General features: G+C 44.0%; 19 protein-coding genes and 1 tRNA gene. 14 read left to right on the top strand and 6 right to left on the bottom strand.

Annotation, left to right across the window (positions count from 1 at the left end; genetic code table 11):
* The first annotated feature begins 189 nt into the window (after positions 1 to 189).
* The 5 genes from GVN20_RS02535 to GVN20_RS29640 all read left to right on the top strand — a co-directional run bounded on the left by GVN20_RS02535 (position 190) and on the right by GVN20_RS29640 (position 2,462).
* Positions 190 to 525, top strand: coding sequence for a hypothetical protein (locus GVN20_RS02535; protein ID WP_166556813.1), 336 nt, complete (start codon positions 190 to 192; stop codon positions 523 to 525).
* Between the two features lie 404 nt (positions 526 to 929).
* A complete protein-coding gene (locus GVN20_RS02530) occupies positions 930 to 1,490 on the top strand; it encodes an AraC family transcriptional regulator (RefSeq protein ID WP_166556812.1) in 561 nt (186 codons plus the stop codon).
* 98 nt (positions 1,491 to 1,588) lie between these two features.
* Positions 1,589 to 1,813, top strand: coding sequence for a hypothetical protein (locus GVN20_RS02525; protein WP_114067607.1), 225 nt, complete (start codon positions 1,589 to 1,591; stop codon positions 1,811 to 1,813).
* A gap of 89 nt (positions 1,814 to 1,902) precedes the next feature.
* The gene (locus tag GVN20_RS02520; RefSeq protein WP_166556811.1) at positions 1,903 to 2,250 is read left to right on the top strand and encodes a cupin domain-containing protein; all 348 of its coding nucleotides are present in this window, start codon (positions 1,903 to 1,905) and stop codon (positions 2,248 to 2,250) included.
* A gap of 59 nt (positions 2,251 to 2,309) precedes the next feature.
* Positions 2,310 to 2,462 (top strand): DUF1003 domain-containing protein, encoded by a 153-nt coding sequence (locus GVN20_RS29640; RefSeq protein ID WP_166557271.1) that lies wholly within the window; start codon positions 2,310 to 2,312, stop codon positions 2,460 to 2,462.
* A 63-nt stretch (positions 2,463 to 2,525) separates the two neighbouring features.
* Here the strand turns inward: GVN20_RS29640 and GVN20_RS02510 are convergent, their stop codons facing one another.
* From GVN20_RS02510 to hflX, 5 genes are all read right to left on the bottom strand, one after another.
* Positions 2,526 to 3,308, bottom strand: a complete 783-nt coding sequence (locus GVN20_RS02510) for a class I SAM-dependent methyltransferase (protein ID WP_166556810.1) — start codon at positions 3,306 to 3,308, stop codon at positions 2,526 to 2,528.
* Between the two features lie 2 nt (positions 3,309 to 3,310).
* Positions 3,311 to 4,219: a glycosyltransferase family 2 protein gene (locus tag GVN20_RS02505; RefSeq protein WP_206023180.1), complete on the bottom strand. Its 909-nt coding sequence runs from the start codon at positions 4,217 to 4,219 to the stop codon at positions 3,311 to 3,313.
* An 8-nt stretch (positions 4,220 to 4,227) separates the two neighbouring features.
* Positions 4,228 to 5,358: a DegT/DnrJ/EryC1/StrS aminotransferase family protein gene (locus GVN20_RS02500; protein WP_229598946.1), complete on the bottom strand. Its 1,131-nt coding sequence runs from the start codon at positions 5,356 to 5,358 to the stop codon at positions 4,228 to 4,230.
* A gap of 679 nt (positions 5,359 to 6,037) precedes the next feature.
* Positions 6,038 to 6,109, bottom strand: a tRNA-Arg gene (locus GVN20_RS02495).
* Positions 6,110 to 6,305: 196 nt separating this feature from the next.
* Entirely contained in the window at positions 6,306 to 7,541 is a 1,236-nt protein-coding gene (gene hflX, locus GVN20_RS02490) for a GTPase HflX (protein WP_114459758.1), read from the bottom strand.
* Between the two features lie 194 nt (positions 7,542 to 7,735).
* Here hflX and GVN20_RS02485 point away from each other — a divergent pair, with 194 nt between their 5' ends.
* On the top strand, positions 7,736 to 8,581 hold the full coding sequence (locus tag GVN20_RS02485; protein ID WP_166556807.1) for an alpha/beta hydrolase: 846 nt from the start codon (positions 7,736 to 7,738) through the stop codon (positions 8,579 to 8,581).
* Here the strand turns inward: GVN20_RS02485 and GVN20_RS02480 are convergent.
* Positions 8,561 to 8,893: a glyoxalase gene (locus GVN20_RS02480; RefSeq protein ID WP_166556806.1), complete on the bottom strand. Its 333-nt coding sequence runs from the start codon at positions 8,891 to 8,893 to the stop codon at positions 8,561 to 8,563. The two genes, GVN20_RS02485 and GVN20_RS02480, sit on opposite strands and share 21 nt — an antisense overlap.
* Before the next feature lie 78 nt (positions 8,894 to 8,971).
* Between GVN20_RS02480 and GVN20_RS02475 the strand changes: the two genes are divergently transcribed.
* The 8 genes from GVN20_RS02475 (at position 8,972) to GVN20_RS02440 (ending at position 15,307) form a co-directional block, all read left to right on the top strand.
* Positions 8,972 to 10,057 (top strand): M20 family metallo-hydrolase, encoded by a 1,086-nt coding sequence (locus GVN20_RS02475; RefSeq protein ID WP_166556805.1) that lies wholly within the window; start codon positions 8,972 to 8,974, stop codon positions 10,055 to 10,057.
* Positions 10,058 to 10,171: 114 nt separating this feature from the next.
* Entirely contained in the window at positions 10,172 to 10,987 is an 816-nt protein-coding gene (mazG, locus tag GVN20_RS02470) for a nucleoside triphosphate pyrophosphohydrolase (protein WP_166556804.1), read from the top strand.
* Positions 10,988 to 11,099: 112 nt separating this feature from the next.
* Entirely contained in the window at positions 11,100 to 12,185 is a 1,086-nt protein-coding gene (locus GVN20_RS02465; protein WP_166556803.1) for a hypothetical protein, read from the top strand.
* Between the two features lie 36 nt (positions 12,186 to 12,221).
* Positions 12,222 to 12,815 carry a DUF6992 family protein gene (locus GVN20_RS02460; protein ID WP_166556802.1) on the top strand — a complete coding sequence of 198 codons (594 nt, stop codon included), beginning with the start codon at positions 12,222 to 12,224 and terminating at the stop codon, positions 12,813 to 12,815.
* A 46-nt stretch (positions 12,816 to 12,861) separates the two neighbouring features.
* Positions 12,862 to 13,689 carry a DUF481 domain-containing protein gene (locus GVN20_RS02455; protein ID WP_166556801.1) on the top strand — a complete coding sequence of 276 codons (828 nt, stop codon included), beginning with the start codon at positions 12,862 to 12,864 and terminating at the stop codon, positions 13,687 to 13,689.
* A gap of 12 nt (positions 13,690 to 13,701) precedes the next feature.
* Positions 13,702 to 14,133: a gamma-glutamylcyclotransferase family protein gene (locus tag GVN20_RS02450; protein ID WP_166556800.1), complete on the top strand. Its 432-nt coding sequence runs from the start codon at positions 13,702 to 13,704 to the stop codon at positions 14,131 to 14,133.
* Positions 14,134 to 14,175: 42 nt separating this feature from the next.
* Positions 14,176 to 14,883, top strand: a complete 708-nt coding sequence (locus GVN20_RS02445; RefSeq protein WP_166556799.1) for a hypothetical protein — start codon at positions 14,176 to 14,178, stop codon at positions 14,881 to 14,883.
* Positions 14,884 to 14,971: 88 nt separating this feature from the next.
* On the top strand, positions 14,972 to 15,307 hold the full coding sequence (locus tag GVN20_RS02440) for a DUF2853 family protein (RefSeq protein ID WP_166556798.1): 336 nt from the start codon (positions 14,972 to 14,974) through the stop codon (positions 15,305 to 15,307).
* The last annotated feature ends 44 nt before the right edge of the window (positions 15,308 to 15,351 follow it).

The raw sequence follows: 15,351 nt of genomic DNA, 5'->3' as shown, positions 1-15,351 counted from the left end.
GCAGATACCATCTCTAAGTTTTATCCAACTTCTCAGCTTTGCCGTTAGGCGTTGATTCTCATTCAAATTAATATTTAAGGCTCGCTGAGCACTCATTCATTCAACTAAAAACCGCCTTCAAAACAGGCATCCTACTTCAAACAACTCTCCGTTGGGTTGTTGTACACTTCATTTAAAATTTCCACTGACATGAACCGTTTTTCAGTTTTATATACGCTCAAAAAGCACCACCAGCATCTTACTTTCAACACCCGCGCCGAGGCCGAAGACGCCCTAAAAAAACTCTCCCGCCACCGCCGAGGAGTTCCGATTGGTATTTATGATGCCAAGACCGAATTGTTTTTTTGGGGACCTAACCGCCAAAAAAAATACAGTCAACTGAGTTTTAGTGAGCAGGCCCAAGAAGACAATGCCATGATTGCGATTGTTCAGAATTTACGCTTGCAGGCAGAGATTGCTTCCGATGAAAACCAGATGGATTTGGACATTATGCTGAGGCCCATGCCTCGCCTAGTTCATTCCTAAATCGCAACCCTCCGAGAAATGTAATCAAAGAAAAATTAGTTCAGATATTTCAAAGGCCTCGCCACCATCCAACCGCTTAGCGGTATGCCCAAAAATCAATTTCTATGGTGAGTGGGTTAAAAGCTACCCAAAGAAAGATTTAGGCAAATCAGGTCGGATTATTTTTTTATTCTCGGTAAATTAACTACATTGATTAAACATTAACTCACATTACGCTTAAACCCTTCATTTCTCGGCTTAACGCTGTTTGACCTCTAAAAACGTGGGCTTTCTACTGGCTTCGCGGGTCATTTATTGTTTCAGAGATGCATTTTCTTGATAATCAAAGACGATTCCACTGCGCTTAAAACCAGCATAAGCGCAGTGATTTTGCCAATACTCGGGCTGTTTATCTATTTAAATGTATGAAACTATATATCAAGTACATGGTCAGCCTGCGATGCAAGATGATGGTGAAAGAAGAACTAAAAAAACTAGGCGTACGGTACGTGACGGTAGACTTGGGGATGGTGGATATTTTGGGGGAAATTTCCTCACTACAACGCGAGAAACTCAAAATCAACCTTCTCAAATCGGGGCTAGAGTTGCTCGACGACCGAAAAAGCATCCTGATTGAAAAGATAAAAATTGTGATTACGGAAATGATTCATTACTCTGATGAATTACCCAAAGTAAATTATTCTGATTATATCAGCGAAAAAATAGGTTATGATTACACCTACCTTTCCAATATTTTCTCCGAAGTGAAAGGCATTACGCTCCAGCAATTCATCATTATTCATAAAATTGAGCGCGTCAAAGAACTACTGCTATACGATGAACTCAATCTCACTGAGATTGCTTATAAACTTCACTACAGCAGCGTAGCGCACCTCTCCAACCAGTTTAAGAAGGTTACTGGCCTTTCACCTTCTTTTTACAAACAACTAAAACAGAGACGAGAAGACAATTTAGAGAACATGTGATTTGTGTAAAATTGGAACATACATCTATAACGCTTCGGCCTTAAATTTTCCTGACCTTTGTTATGTGATAATCCAATCACTTCATTAAACCGAACACCATGGCCACACCACAAACAAAAGACGCCGAAACATTTAAAATCACTGGAAATTGGGATTCAATGGCACGACTGCTAAAAGATAAATTTGCCCAACTTACCGACGCCGACCTGAAATTTGAGCCAGGTAAAGAAAGCGAACTGATTAAACGAGTAGAACTTCGATTGAATAAAAAACGCGAAGAGGTCATTAACATCATCAAAAAAGGGCAAACGGAGAAGGCATAAATCTTACCCATCGAAAGCGGGCTAGCCGTCTTAAACGAATCCTTAAAATACCGCTTTTTTCTTCGGTTTGATCTCAACATCAGTTACAATTGGAAAATTCAGAAGTGGAAAAATCGAGGGTATTTATCATACTTGAAATCATCGAATATGTCCCTAATTCCATTGTCATCAAAACCATTCTAAAAAAAAACACTGGTAATGTAAGTGTTGTTTCATTTGATTCTGGACAGGCATTGACGGAAAAGATTTCGCCTTTTGATACCTTCATTCAGGTGATTGACGGGAACGCAGAAGTAATCATTGATGGCACCTCTCATTTGCTGGCCACGGGTCAGTCCATCATCGTACCTGCCCACACCCGCAATACCATCAAGGCAAGCGAACGTTTTAAAATGATTTCGACCATCATCAAAAGCGGATACGAAGACTTCGTTTAGGGGGTATTTTTTAGTAGATTAATTTCCTTTTATGGGTAACAAAGAAGTAGGACGGCTGGATTATATTTGGCATCATCCTCACTGTCTGGATTGTGTTTAAGTCCGTACCTATCGGGGTTTATAAATTTGATCCCTATCCTTTTATTTTGATGAACCTCAATTTATCGTGCATTGCGGCCTTGCAGGCCACCGTAAAGCCGCCGATTCACTAGCCAAGGTCAATCTTTATCACCCTATTTTAACTACCGCTTTGCTAGAATGGGTATTTAAGGCGTTTACTCTTTTCTGAAAGTAATGCACAAATGTTTGTGGAGCAGCACCGTTTGATTGGTATTAAGCAAGTGCTGCTCCCGAAGAATCTTCTTTTCCTGTGGGTTAGTAGTCTTACCAGATAGTTTTTGAGATGTCAAAAACGAACGTAAATGTAGGAATAAGCCCAAGAATAAATACCAAACCAATGAGCTGATACTTAATTGATTGGGATATACTTTCTGAAAACGCAAACCTGCCAAACCCGCCATAGACCGCAGCCGCTGTACATTACAGAGGTATACCCGGCCGTTGTAAAGGTGCGCATCATCATAGCCAATGACTTCGGCTTCGTTCGACAAAAACATGTCACTCCGCTCAGCTTCCACCAAAAGGTTAGCCATGCGCCCACTCAAACTGCTATTGTTAGGTTTTGTAATAATCAACAGCCCGTTGGGTTTAAGAATGCGGGCGATTTCTTGCAACAGAAATGTTTGATTAGGAATGTGCTCAATGGTTTCCATCAACAACACATAATCGGCCGAATTTGACTCGATAGGCAATGTTTTGTCCAGATCGATAGGCGAACAAATCAACGAATCACTCTTGAGAATATCAGGATGCTTATCAAAAGGCTTGACCTTCGCCCCTGCATTATGCCACAGATTTGCCACATATCCCGAACCCGCAGATACATCTATCACCCGCTTATCGCGTACGTCGTGCTCAGCAAGATAACGGTGTATAAACTCTAAGGCATTGCCTTTGGAATGCGGCACATGCTTGATTTGCTCTTTGTAATTGGACATAATTATCGGAAAATATCAATAGGACGGGTTTTGAATTTAACCTTCCATCGATCAATTTGTTTTTTAAGTTTTAGCGTAAATGTCTCGTCGGGATCGGGCAGCGTACCTAAAAACTTGGGCCCAATTTTGAGGTAATTTTTAAAAAATGTATTGCTACTCAAGCCCCATTTTAAGATAAACTCGGTTCGTCCGTCGTTGCGTTTGACCCGCCCCGTGCTTCTGCTCGCAAAATGGTATACCCGACTTTTACCGATTCCTTTGTAAAAACGGACGCCATAGTGCCACAATTTAATCATAAAATCGGGGTCGCTGTACATTCCCGGAAAAAACTCTATGCTCAAGCCCCCCACGGCACGGTACACAAACGTTGGCAAGACCATCGGATACCATTGGCTGCCGTTCCAGTCTTCTTTCGGATAGCTGGCGTATTCCGACAAAAATTTTGCTTCATCAAATTCTGACGGATGTGTACCGTAATTTTTGTCGGCAATTACGCAGGCATTTCCTTTATCAAAGCCTTCAATCATGGTTCCGCTGATGCACCATTTATCGTCTTTCTGCTTTTTTATTTCTTCCAACAGAAAGAAGTCCCAATCGGGACATAAATACATATCATCGTCAATAAAAACCAGATAATCGGCTACGGCCAAATGAGAAGCCGCATTAAAGCCGTAGCATACTCCGGAGTTCTGACTGCTTTTGGTATAGCCAATGTCTCCCTGCGCTAAAACCCAGTCTTCAGAACCATCTTTTCCTTCGTTGACATGCACAATAATTTGGTGCTTATATCGGCTGTTTTTTCTAATACTATTTACCGCACACTTCAAGTAATCGAGGTTATTCCAAGAGGGAATAAGTATTGAAAAAACGGGAGAATACGCCAAAGACACTTTTTTGTACGTGAACTCCATAGCATTATTTACCATCCTTTTCGGAGAATATAGGCGATATATTCAACGTCTTCTTCGGTCACTTTGGCGTGAAGCGGCAACACCAAATAGCGGTCTTCAATGGCGTCCATTTTGGGAAATTGCCCTGGAGTTCGGCCTCCAAAGATGGTGTATTTATCATTGCGATAATGTACCTGACCCGATTCTACCCCGTGTTCACGTAGGTATTTCACCAGATTTTCACGGTTGTCAACCTCAGCGGTCAACAACCAAGCGGCGTGCTCACGGTCGGTGTATTCGCTTCCGATGACCCGTATCCCTTTAATATCTTTCAATAAATTGCAATACAAACGGTATAATTTTTGGCGGTGCGCCAAATGCTCATCAAACTCCTCAAGAGACGCCAACCCGAGACTCGCAGCAATATCGGTCATCTGATATTTATAACCCACCTCCACGATGTCGTTTTCCCAAATACCTTTTTGTTTGCTGCTACGGTCGATACCGAACCAACGCAAACGTTTGGCTTTTTCCACCAATGACTTATCTTTGACCACCAACATGCCCCCATCGCCCGTTGTGATGTGCTTGATGGCCTGAAACGAAAACATCGTAAAATCGCTTTGACTACCAATGTACTCACCTTTGTATTTTGCTCCTACGGCATGGGCGGCGTCTTCTATGATGGCAATATTGTGTTTTGCTCCCAAGGCCCAAAGTTCGTCCATATCGCAGGGTAGTCCGCCGTAATGCACGCAAACAATGGCTTTGGTTTTTGGAGTAATAAGACTTGCTACATGGTTGACGTCAATATTGAGGTTTTCGTCGACATCAGCAAAGACGATTTTTACCCCCATGTAGAGAAACGGAATATTGGTGGCAGTGCAAGTAAAAACTGGTGCAATCACCTCATCGCCGGCCTGTAAACCCGCCAGCAAGTACGATAAATGCAGCGCATCAGTACCCGACCCTACCGCTAAACTCTTGCAAGGGGCCGTGAATTTTTCTTCAAAGCGGTTTTCAAATTCTTCTACCCTAGGCCCTTGCCCAATCCATCGAGTATTCAGAACTTCGGTCACATTTAAGGCCGCTTTAGCAGGGATGTTTGGATGGAATAACACAATACCATCTCCTGTATCCATTACAGGAAACTCGTTCATAGGTTTTTCAGTAATCATAAAGATAGGTTTTTCAAGTTAGGCTTTAGAGAGGAACGACTATGGAATACGGGCAATTTATTATTTCAAAGCATAAAGGGTTAGATAGATAAAATCATCCATTCCATAGACAAAATTAGTCATTACATAGATAAAAAAACAATAGTGATTAAAAATCTACTATAAATAGTGTCCGTTTTTATATTGATATAAAAATTATTAATTAGACTTTAACACCAAAAATCAATAATACTTAGCATGCCGAATTATTCTCGTAAACGGCTATATAATTTGAAACTAGCTCTTCGCAAAAATTAGATTTTTTATGTTCTTTTGCCCAAAATAATATAGCAGAACGCATTGTAAACTAGGTAGTTTAAATATTTGATAGAGAAGAATATCTACCATCCGACGCAAGAATAGTCAGCAACTTTGGGAAGAATTGTGTTATCGGGCAGGAGGTAATGAGTTACCTAAAAATCGAAAGCCCCCCCCTTCTTAGGAAGGGATTAAGAAACACTTTGAAAAAAGTTAGTAACTCTAACAGAAATTGAAGGTAGGCAGGGCTTAACCTATTGGACGTTTTAGGATAATTTTGAAAAAACTAAACAGCTTCTCATTAGAATCGACCGCAACTCCGAACATAGCAAGCGTTTTGGAAACGCTTTGAAAGAAAACATTGTGACTCCGACGGGAATCGAACCCATATCAAGCGTTTAGGAAACGCTTATTCTATCCGTTGAACTACGGAGTCTATTTTAAAACCACAAGCCCCCAAATCAAGCGTTTAGGAAACGATTATCGGGCGGCGTTCCGCGCTATCCGTTGAACTACGGAGTCTATTTTAAAATCACAAGCCCCCAAATCAAGCGTTTAGGAAACGATTATCGGGCGGCGTTCCGCGCTATTCGTTGAACTACGGAGTCTGATTTTCGGCAAATGTCTGAAAACTATTCGGCAAAATCAACGTCTGTAAAGGGTACATTGAGCCAATTTGGGTAAATAACGTAGTGTTTTTGTTTTATCAACTCAAATAGTTTAGTTCGCAGTTCGCCCAAATTCTCGCTGTTTTGGGCTGAGATAAACACCACGTGCTCTGCCGAAGCATTGTAATAACTCTTTTTGAGCTTTTCAAGCACCATTTCCTTGGTTTGCTCCACCACTATTTCGCCTTCTTCAGTTTCAACCACTTCGTCAAAAGCTTCTTTTTTGGGATGGTACGCGTCAATTTTATTAAATACCATCACCGTCGATTTATCACCTGCCCCGATTTCGGCCAAGGTCTGATTTACAACTTCGATTTGCTCCTCAAACGACGGGTGTGATATATCAACAACGTGCAGCAAAATATCAGCCTCACGCACTTCGTCGAGGGTCGATTTAAACGACTCAATGAGTTTCGTAGGTAGTTTACGGATAAACCCTACCGTGTCGGTCAACAGGAAAGGGATATTTTCAAGCACTACTTTACGCACCGTAGAATCGACGGTGGCAAAGAGTTTGTTTTCGGCAAATACATCAGTTTTGGCCAAGCGACGCATGAGCGTAGATTTGCCCACGTTGGTATAGCCCACCAGCGCCACACGCACCAGCCGGTTACGCTCTTTGCGGCGAGTAACGCTCTGCTTGTCAATCTTTTCGAGCTTTTCTTTCAGGAATGCGATGCGGTCCTGCACAATTCGTCGGTCAGTTTCAAGCTCTTTTTCCCCGGGGCCACGCATCCCGACACCACCTTTCTGACGGCTTAAGTGCGACCACATACGGGTCAATCGTGGGTACATGTATTGATACTGCGCTAATTCCACCTGAGTTTTTGCCTGAGCGGTTTGGGCGCGCATGGCAAAAATATCAAGAATCAATAAGCTACGGTCGAGCACTTTTATGTCTTTAAATTCAGCTTCGAGGTTACGTACCTGCGAAGGAATCAGCTCATCGTCAAAGATAATCATGTCTACGGGGTTGGCAGTCACAAAGGTTTTGATGTCTTCGAGCCGACCTTTTCCGACAAAGGTGCGATTATCTGAATATTCGAGTTTTTGCGTAAATGTCTTGACCGTCTCTACCCCCAAAGTAGAAGCCAGAAATGCCAACTCTTGCAGGTATTCCTGGGTTTGTTCGGCAGTTTGGCGTTGGGTAGTGATGGCAACTAATACGGCGGTTTCCTGTTTTTTGGCGGTTGAATTCATCTATACTTACTTCCCGTCAATCCGGGATTAATGGTTATCCGTTGTTGGTTAAACGGGTATGAATAAACGGTATTATTTTAGAGAAAGTTTCGTTAATTGCCACGAAGTTAAGCCTTTATTTAGACTTTTGTACTTTACAAAACGGCACTGCAAAACACAACCAACGCCAAACGAACCAATCTGTGCGGATTTTTATGTCAGTAATAGCCAAAATGGCCCAGTGGGGAGTTATTATTTATGCTGCCGTCGCCCTATTGATTTGGTGGCTACATCCGCTGGTGTTATTTCGGCCCACGACCTTGGCTACTAGTTATGCGTATAACTTCAAGATTCCGTTTGAGGAAATCACTTTTGAACCCGAAAAAGGCCAAGTCAGACTAAACGCTCTCTGGTTTGGCACGAGAGATTCGGTCGGGCTTAAACGCTCTACGTTCATCCCTGGAAAAGTCGTTTTGTTTTTCCACGGAAATCGCGATAATCTAGCCCGTTGGGGCCGCGAATATGCTGAACGATTTACCAAAAGAGGATACAACGTTTTGATGTACGATTACCGAGGCTACGGCAAAAGCACTGGCAAACGCTCCGAAGAGACCCTCCACCGCGACGCGCAATACGTGTATGATTTCCTCAAAGAGCGCTTTTCAGAAGACTCCATTATCGTATACGGCTACTCCATCGGCTCGGGCATGGCTTCGCGAATAGCGGCTAACAATCGCCCAAAAAGGCTGATTCTGGAAGCACCTTATGCAAGTATCCCAGCGCTAGGCCATACGCAGTTGCCGATTTTCCCGTACGAATGGCTCACGCGGTACAAATTCCGCACCGATAGTTGCTTTGCGCACATTTATTGCCCTATTCATCTTTTTCACGGCACCGACGACGTAACGGTGCCTTACACAAACAGCCTTATTTTGTTATCATCGCACTCTCCTGTTAAGGCTCAATTAACGACACTTCCCAAGGGTCATCACCTGCATTTGGATAGCTTTCCGATGTATCAGTCTACACTAGACAGTTTGTTAAGGGTTGACAACCAGTAGTTCCAATTGAGAACACAAGCGCTTGATTAACATATTGATAATCCGCTTGTTTAGTTCTTCGTCCAACGGGCGGTAGGCTTCGTATTGCTCAGGCGTAAAATGCCCCACAACGACACCGACCAATAGGCTCCGGAAATTGATGTCTTTGCGAATCGTTTTTTCGATGTATATGACTTTGTCTTCGGGTGAATAATTCTCAAAATTAACTTTGCGCTTACTTACTTGATGGCGAAAGAGCAAGACAAAAAGGTCATTTTGGGCCTTGAGAATGGGCCGAAGTACTTCGTTTTGAATTTGTTCAGGGATAGACATATCGAATAAAATCGTTGGTAATGAACAATAGACTATGGACTAAAAAACTTACCTTTGCGCCAGACAAAACCCATATTTATGTCTGAAACCAGCACAATTTCATCGCCTGCCACATTGGCGCAAGAGGCGATTCAATTACTAAAGCAACTGATTGCTACGCAGTCATTCAGCAAAGAAGAAGAAGGAACGGCAGCGCTGATTGAGGCTTTTTTGACGCGTAAAGGCATTCCTTTTCAACGTAAAAAAAACAATATCTGGGCGTTTAATCGCTTTTTTGACCCCAAAAAGCCCACCGTATTGCTCAACTCCCACCACGATACCGTCAAACCAAACCCTTCTTGGACCCTGAACCCCTACGAGCCGCTCGTGCAAGATGGTAAACTGTTTGGTTTGGGAAGCAATGACGCCGGCGGGCCACTTACGTCGCTCATTGTTACGTTTTGTTATTTTTATGATAACCCGCATCTGACCCATAATGTTGCGCTGGCCGCCACCGCCGAAGAAGAAATATCGGGCCGCGAAGGACTGGAAATGATTGTAGATGACCTGCCACCAATTGCCTTTGCCATCGTGGGCGAACCCACCGAAATGCACCTCGCCGTAGCCGAAAAAGGGCTATTGGTATTAGATTGCATTGCGCACGGGAAATCAGGCCACGCAGCCCGTGAAGAGGGAGAAAACGCGATATACAAAGCCATTCAAGACATTCAGTGGATTACCAATTATAAATTCCCCAAAGTATCCCCTACGCTCGGCCCCATCAAAATGTCGGTGACCATCATCAACGCTGGTAGCCAGCACAACGTGGTGCCCGATACCTGTAAGTTCACCGTCGACGTCCGTGTCACGGAGCAATACACGCTGGAAGAAATCATCGAAACTATTCGTCAAAACATCCAATCGGAGGTACATCCGCGTTCGATTCGCCTGCGCCCATCGAGCATTGCTGTGGAGCATCCTATTGTGCAGGCTGGGCTCAAATTGGGCCGTACGGCTTACGGCTCTCCCACTACCTCCGACCAAGCGCTGTTGGATTGTCCCTCTTTAAAAATGGGCCCAGGCCACTCCGAGCGCTCACATACCGCCAACGAATTCATCTACCTGCACGAAATTGAGCAAGGCGTAGCGCAGTATATTAAGATGTTAGAAGAAGTGATTTTGTAAGAAATTGAAACATATTTGGCAAACTGGTCAGGCGCTTCGCGTCACGTATTGTAACCGAATTGCTTTTCAACAAAACATGACCATATCTTGACTATAAATGAACATTAATTAACCATGACAACTCGCAGTTTATCCGACCTTCCCGAAAGCCGCATCCAACAACTTCTCGCTTTCGACCGATTGCTCAACATCATGGATGATTTGCGGGCGCAGTGTCCGTGGGATAAAAAGCAGACAATGCACAGTTTGCGGCATTTGACCATAGAAGAAACCTACGAGTTGTCGGATGCCATCATGGAGAATGATTTGCCCGAAATCAAAAAGGAATTGGGCGATATTTTGCTGCACATTGTTTTCTACGCCAAAATTGCTTCCGAAACTAACGACTTTGAGATAAAAGACGTACTTCACGGTATTTGCGAAAAACTCATCGTGCGTCACCCGCATATTTATGGTGATACAATAGCCGATACAGAAGAGCAGGTAAAGCAAAATTGGGAACAAATCAAACTCAAAGAAGGCAACAAATCGGTATTGGGCGGCGTGCCTGCCTCGCTACCAGCGCTTGTCAAAGCCATGCGTATTCAGGAAAAAGCCCGTGGTGCGGGGTTTGACTGGGAAGAAAAGCAGCAGGTGTGGGAAAAAGTAGAGGAAGAAATGCAGGAATTCAAAGAGCATTTCAACGCAGACGACAATTCGGTGATTGACAAAGAAAAAGCCGAAGGTGAGTTTGGCGATTTGTTGTTTTCATTGGTCAATTACGCCCGTTTTATTGATATAAATCCTGAAACGGCTCTGGAACGTACCAATAAAAAATTCATCAAACGTTTCACCTACCTCGAAACCCAATCCCGCGCCGACGGCAAACAGCTACATGAAATGACGCTGGCCGAAATGGATGAATATTGGAATAAAGCCAAAGCCCTATAAAATTCTATCAACGGATTGAGTCTCAACTCCGTTACTTTTTCTCAAATGAACGTCTATTGAATAATCAGGGCCCTGATTACTCAATAGACGTTCATCATTAAAGGGGAAAACAATGCACTTCAAGCTGTTTATTTTGGTGCTTTCTCTGTTTGTGCTCACTGCACAGGCCCAAACCCCTTTTACCGCTTCTTGGGATTTTGAAGAAAATACCAGCGGCTCTGTCAACAGCCCAAATGTGAATATTTCATCAGTCGGACTAAGTGGGAATGTGAATCAGGCAGGCTATCCAGCGGGTGCATCAGGAACCGCCATCAGCATCCGCCTCTGGTCAATAGGCAGCCTAAATACCAATAAATATTTAGAGTTTTCAATTACTCCCAAAAACTATCGATGCGCCATTACATCGGTTTCTTTCGCCTGTAACCGCTCGCCGCAAGGGCCCACGCAAGTTGCATTGCGCTCAAGTCAAGATGGATTCAGCGGCAATCTGGGTTCAGGTTCGGTAGGCGAAAACTTCGGTACGCAGAATTATTCCATTTCGTTCAGCGGTCTCGAAAACACCGTAACATTTCGTATTTATGCTTACAGCGCCATGGATGATTTAGGTACGCTTCGCATTGATAATCTGCGCGTTAACGGCAACGTCACCGTTGTACCTTTGCCAGTAGAGCTTACTTATTTTCGGGGAGAGGTAGTTGATAATCAAGTGGAATTAAATTGGGAAACGTCTTGGGAACAAAACGCCAGTCACTTTGACGTTCAGCGAAGCCGCGATTTAAGTGAATTCGTCACGTTTCAATCATTGACCGCCGCCGGCGATATCAGCGAGCGAACAATCTATACCGCCACCGACGCCGCACCCGTTCCGGGTGTGATCTATTATCGACTGCGCCAAGTAGACCGCGACGGGCAATTTGTATATTCCAAAATAATCCCCATTCATTTTGACATAAATGCGCCCCAACTTTGGGTGTTTGGCAATCCGACTTCAGCCCGAAATATTCAGGTGAGGCTTCGCCATTTTCTGCCTTCCGAAATTAAATTATTCTCGTTTAATGGGCAAGCTATTCCGCTTCAGTGGCAGTCTTTGGGGATTGAAGATTACATTTTTCAAACAATTGCCCCCGACGGGTGGTATTGGTTAGTGGGTGAGCATCAAGGTAAACGCGTCAGTCAGAAAATTTGGTTGGCTGACTAGTAACTCACTCGCATAATTTATCCATTCGCAACAATTATGAAAAAGGCTCTCATCGGGTTTCTGATGCTCTTTGCAGGTATTCAATTCCTGTATGCGCAATCTTTACCCACACTTCCTCAACTCACCGAGCGCCAAGCACGGCTCCAACGCACTGGAACTTGGACGCTGGCTGGGTGGTCGTTGGCCAATCTAGCGGTAAGCGGCATTGCCATCGGCAAAGCCGAAGGTAGCGCGCGGTATTTTCACGAGATGAACTTGTATTGGAATGCCGTCAACGTAGGGATTGCAGGCGCGGGTTTGTTGAGCCTGCGTAAAAAAAGCCCTCCTCCTACCCTTTCTTCAACCGTAAAAGAACATTATACGTTACAAAAAACGTTGCTTTTCAATTCGGGGTTGGACGTGGCCTACATCACAAGCGGATTTTGGTTATTGGACAAATCAAAAACTGAGACAACCGTTACTCGCCAGAACCGCTTCCGGGGATTCGGGCAGGCAGTGGTGGTGCAAGGTGGTTTTTTGCTAATTTTTGACGTAACCAATTACCTCCTTCATCGCTCCGACAACGCTCGTCTACATCATCTTTTGGACAAAGTATCTCTCAACAGCAATGGAGTAACGCTACAATTTTAAGCTATCTTTACCGCTAAAATGTTAGCTAAACTCTACCTTGACGACAATGATACGTTTCCTCCTTGCGCTGCTGTGCTTGCTGGTAGCCTTTGCACCTCTTTGCATGGCTCAAAGTACCCCTGACACATTGCAGGTAAGTTCAACCGAAACCTCTTCTGAAGAAGACGAAGAAGACCCCGCTTATCCAGAGGTAGCCGAATCTGAACAAGACAGTACCAAGCAGTTTTTTATCCGTTTCAATGCCGACGGAACGGCTTCTACGGGAAACGTTGAGCGAATATTATTGCAGCTTACATCAGCATTGGATTGGAAACCCAGCAATCAATTTAAGCTATCTAGCAGTCCATCTTTTATTTATGGACAACAAAATAAACTGTTGACCGAGCGCGAATTTTTTGCTGATGTCCGGGGGTCGTTTTGGCACCAAAAACAAGTTTATGGCCTTGCTTTTGTAGCTTGGGATAAAAGCAATTTAAGGCGCATCCTCAATCGGTGGACGCAGGCCGCCGGGATTGGCGTAAAGTTGATTCAGCGAAAGAGGGCTTATTTTTCGGTTACCAACCTCATTTTACACGAAGTGACCGATTTTACCGAGCGAGATGACATTGATGTTTGGCGAAATTCAACCCGCTTATTGGGAGAATTTGCCCCCGATAAAGCGGGGAAGTTTACCATTATAAGCATTGCATTTCTGCAACCAGCCATCTCGGTCAAAAACAATTTTCGCTGGAACGGCTCTTTAACTTTTGCTTACAAAATGAGTAATCACTTGAGCTTACGCACTAAATTTGAAAATGCGTACGAAAGCTACGTAGTACTCGGACGTAAAACCAACGATTTCCGCTGGACCATCGGACTGTCTTTTGAAAATTAATATCTCATTGTTGTGAACCCTGAATTGCCACTCAACAATTCGTCTATTTTCGTCTACGGCACTTTAATGCAGGGCTTTACCAACCCGTTTGCCAAGAAAATTCGTCAAAACGGCATTTGGCGCGGTAAAGCATCTTTTGCAGGTGCATTGTATGATTTGGGCGACTATCCTGGAGCCATTTATCAGCCTCAAAGCCCCCATCGCGTACAGGGTGAAGTATGGGAGTTGGAGGAGTTTCAAAAAACAATCGCCGCATTGGACCGCTACGAAGGAATCCAAGCTCGGAACCCCGAATACGTTCGACAGTCTATTCCCGTCACTCTTGAAAACTGCGCCGACGGCGTTTGTTGGACGTATCTTTTTTGTCAATCGGTCGAATCATTTATCTTTATTCCGCATGGTGACTATCGAAAATGGTTATCGGACGGTAAACAACATTTGTAATTAATGGGCGTTTTCATAACTATTGTCTTATTACCCTAACGTGTGAAGCATTTTAGCCATTTTCTCCTTTTATTTTTTTTCCTACTCACTGGTCAGCTTTTTGCCCAAAAAGGCTATGTTCTGGGCAAAGTACTGGATGTTGCGACCAAGCAGGGTGTCAATTTGGCGACCATCACCAATCTCAAAACCCGCGACATGACCCGCACCAATAAGTACGGTGTGTTTTTTTTGGATGCCTCCGTGGGGGACTCCATCGAAATCGCCAGTCTCACCCACGAGCGCGGTGCTTTCCGCTGGAATGGCGATGCCGAAGAGCTAACGTTTATGTTGAAAAAACTGGATAAAGCCATCGAGCTTCCCGAAGTACGGGTAACTTCCAAACGCGAGCAAGAACTGCAAAAGGAGATTGCCCGGGTGGTAGCTGAGCCAGAGGCCCGCAAAAATTTATCGTTTGGCGAAGCCATCAAAATGGCACAATCTCCCATCAGTCTGCTGTACGAGTTGTTTAGTAAATCGGCCAAAGAAGACCGAAAAGTGGCCATGCTGATGCAGGAAAAACGCCGCCGCGATTTGGCCAACTACCGCTTTGCCATGATTGCGGGTCAGGCCACCGAGCTGAGCGGTGAGCGGCTAGAGCGGTTTCGTTATTATTGTAATTTTTCGGAAGAGTTTTTGCTCCTTTCGAGCGACTATGAGCTTACCTACGAAGTACTCCAACACTGGTATTCATTCAAAAGATTCAAAAAATAAGCCAAAAAACTTGCAGTTTTAACGCCTTTTTTCGATTATTCACCTCTTTTAGTCAAATCCCTTATTTTCACCTAAAAACCATAAAATCATGAGTGCATTCTCAGATGTTGTTGAAAAGTCGCTGGAACAATTAAGCAGTGTTGGAGTAGCGGCCGACGAAGCCCTTGTGACAGCAGTAGCCAAAGGCTTAGGACCGTCTATTTACAATCAGGATTCTTCTTTAGTGGCGTCATCAGATCAGGAAGAACTAGACCGTGTAAAAACCAACTTTTTGATTGGTAAATTGGGATTGGCCGACGGCCCCGAACTGGACGCCGCCATTGCCGAAACGGTCGCCACGCTCAAAGGTGTAAACCGTAAATTACGAGTGGTATTTTATTATCTACTTGTCAAAAAATTTGGAAAAGAAGCTATCTACTCATAAGCCATACGAATCTCTTTTTCACAATAAAGCCGTCTGATAGAGAC

It is taken from the genome of Runella sp. CRIBMP, from assembly GCF_009905605.1.
GTDB lineage: Bacteria > Bacteroidota > Bacteroidia > Cytophagales > Spirosomataceae > Runella.
Note: the sequence above shows the minus strand (reverse complement) of the source record. Positions and strands in the feature narration are given on the sequence as shown.

Coding starts and splice junctions, on each gene's coding strand:
- GVN20_RS02480 (WP_166556806.1), bottom strand. CDS start 8,893: ATGTCTATCCCTGAACAAATTCAAAACGAAGTACTTCGGCCCATTCTC.
- mazG (WP_166556804.1), top strand. CDS start 10,172: ATGACAACTCGCAGTTTATCCGACCTTCCCGAAAGCCGCATCCAACAA.
- GVN20_RS02525 (WP_114067607.1), top strand. CDS start 1,589: ATGGCCACACCACAAACAAAAGACGCCGAAACATTTAAAATCACTGGA.
- GVN20_RS02505 (WP_206023180.1), bottom strand. CDS start 4,219: ATGGAGTTCACGTACAAAAAAGTGTCTTTGGCGTATTCTCCCGTTTTT.
- hflX (WP_114459758.1), bottom strand. CDS start 7,541: ATGAATTCAACCGCCAAAAAACAGGAAACCGCCGTATTAGTTGCCATC.
- GVN20_RS02475 (WP_166556805.1), top strand. CDS start 8,972: ATGTCTGAAACCAGCACAATTTCATCGCCTGCCACATTGGCGCAAGAG.
- GVN20_RS02510 (WP_166556810.1), bottom strand. CDS start 3,308: ATGTCCAATTACAAAGAGCAAATCAAGCATGTGCCGCATTCCAAAGGC.
- GVN20_RS02440 (WP_166556798.1), top strand. CDS start 14,972: ATGAGTGCATTCTCAGATGTTGTTGAAAAGTCGCTGGAACAATTAAGC.
- GVN20_RS02530 (WP_166556812.1), top strand. CDS start 930: ATGAAACTATATATCAAGTACATGGTCAGCCTGCGATGCAAGATGATG.
- GVN20_RS02485 (WP_166556807.1), top strand. CDS start 7,736: ATGTCAGTAATAGCCAAAATGGCCCAGTGGGGAGTTATTATTTATGCT.
- GVN20_RS02460 (WP_166556802.1), top strand. CDS start 12,222: ATGAAAAAGGCTCTCATCGGGTTTCTGATGCTCTTTGCAGGTATTCAA.
- GVN20_RS02455 (WP_166556801.1), top strand. CDS start 12,862: ATGATACGTTTCCTCCTTGCGCTGCTGTGCTTGCTGGTAGCCTTTGCA.
- GVN20_RS02500 (WP_229598946.1), bottom strand. CDS start 5,358: ATGAACGAGTTTCCTGTAATGGATACAGGAGATGGTATTGTGTTATTC.
- GVN20_RS02535 (WP_166556813.1), top strand. CDS start 190: ATGAACCGTTTTTCAGTTTTATATACGCTCAAAAAGCACCACCAGCAT.
- GVN20_RS02465 (WP_166556803.1), top strand. CDS start 11,100: ATGCACTTCAAGCTGTTTATTTTGGTGCTTTCTCTGTTTGTGCTCACT.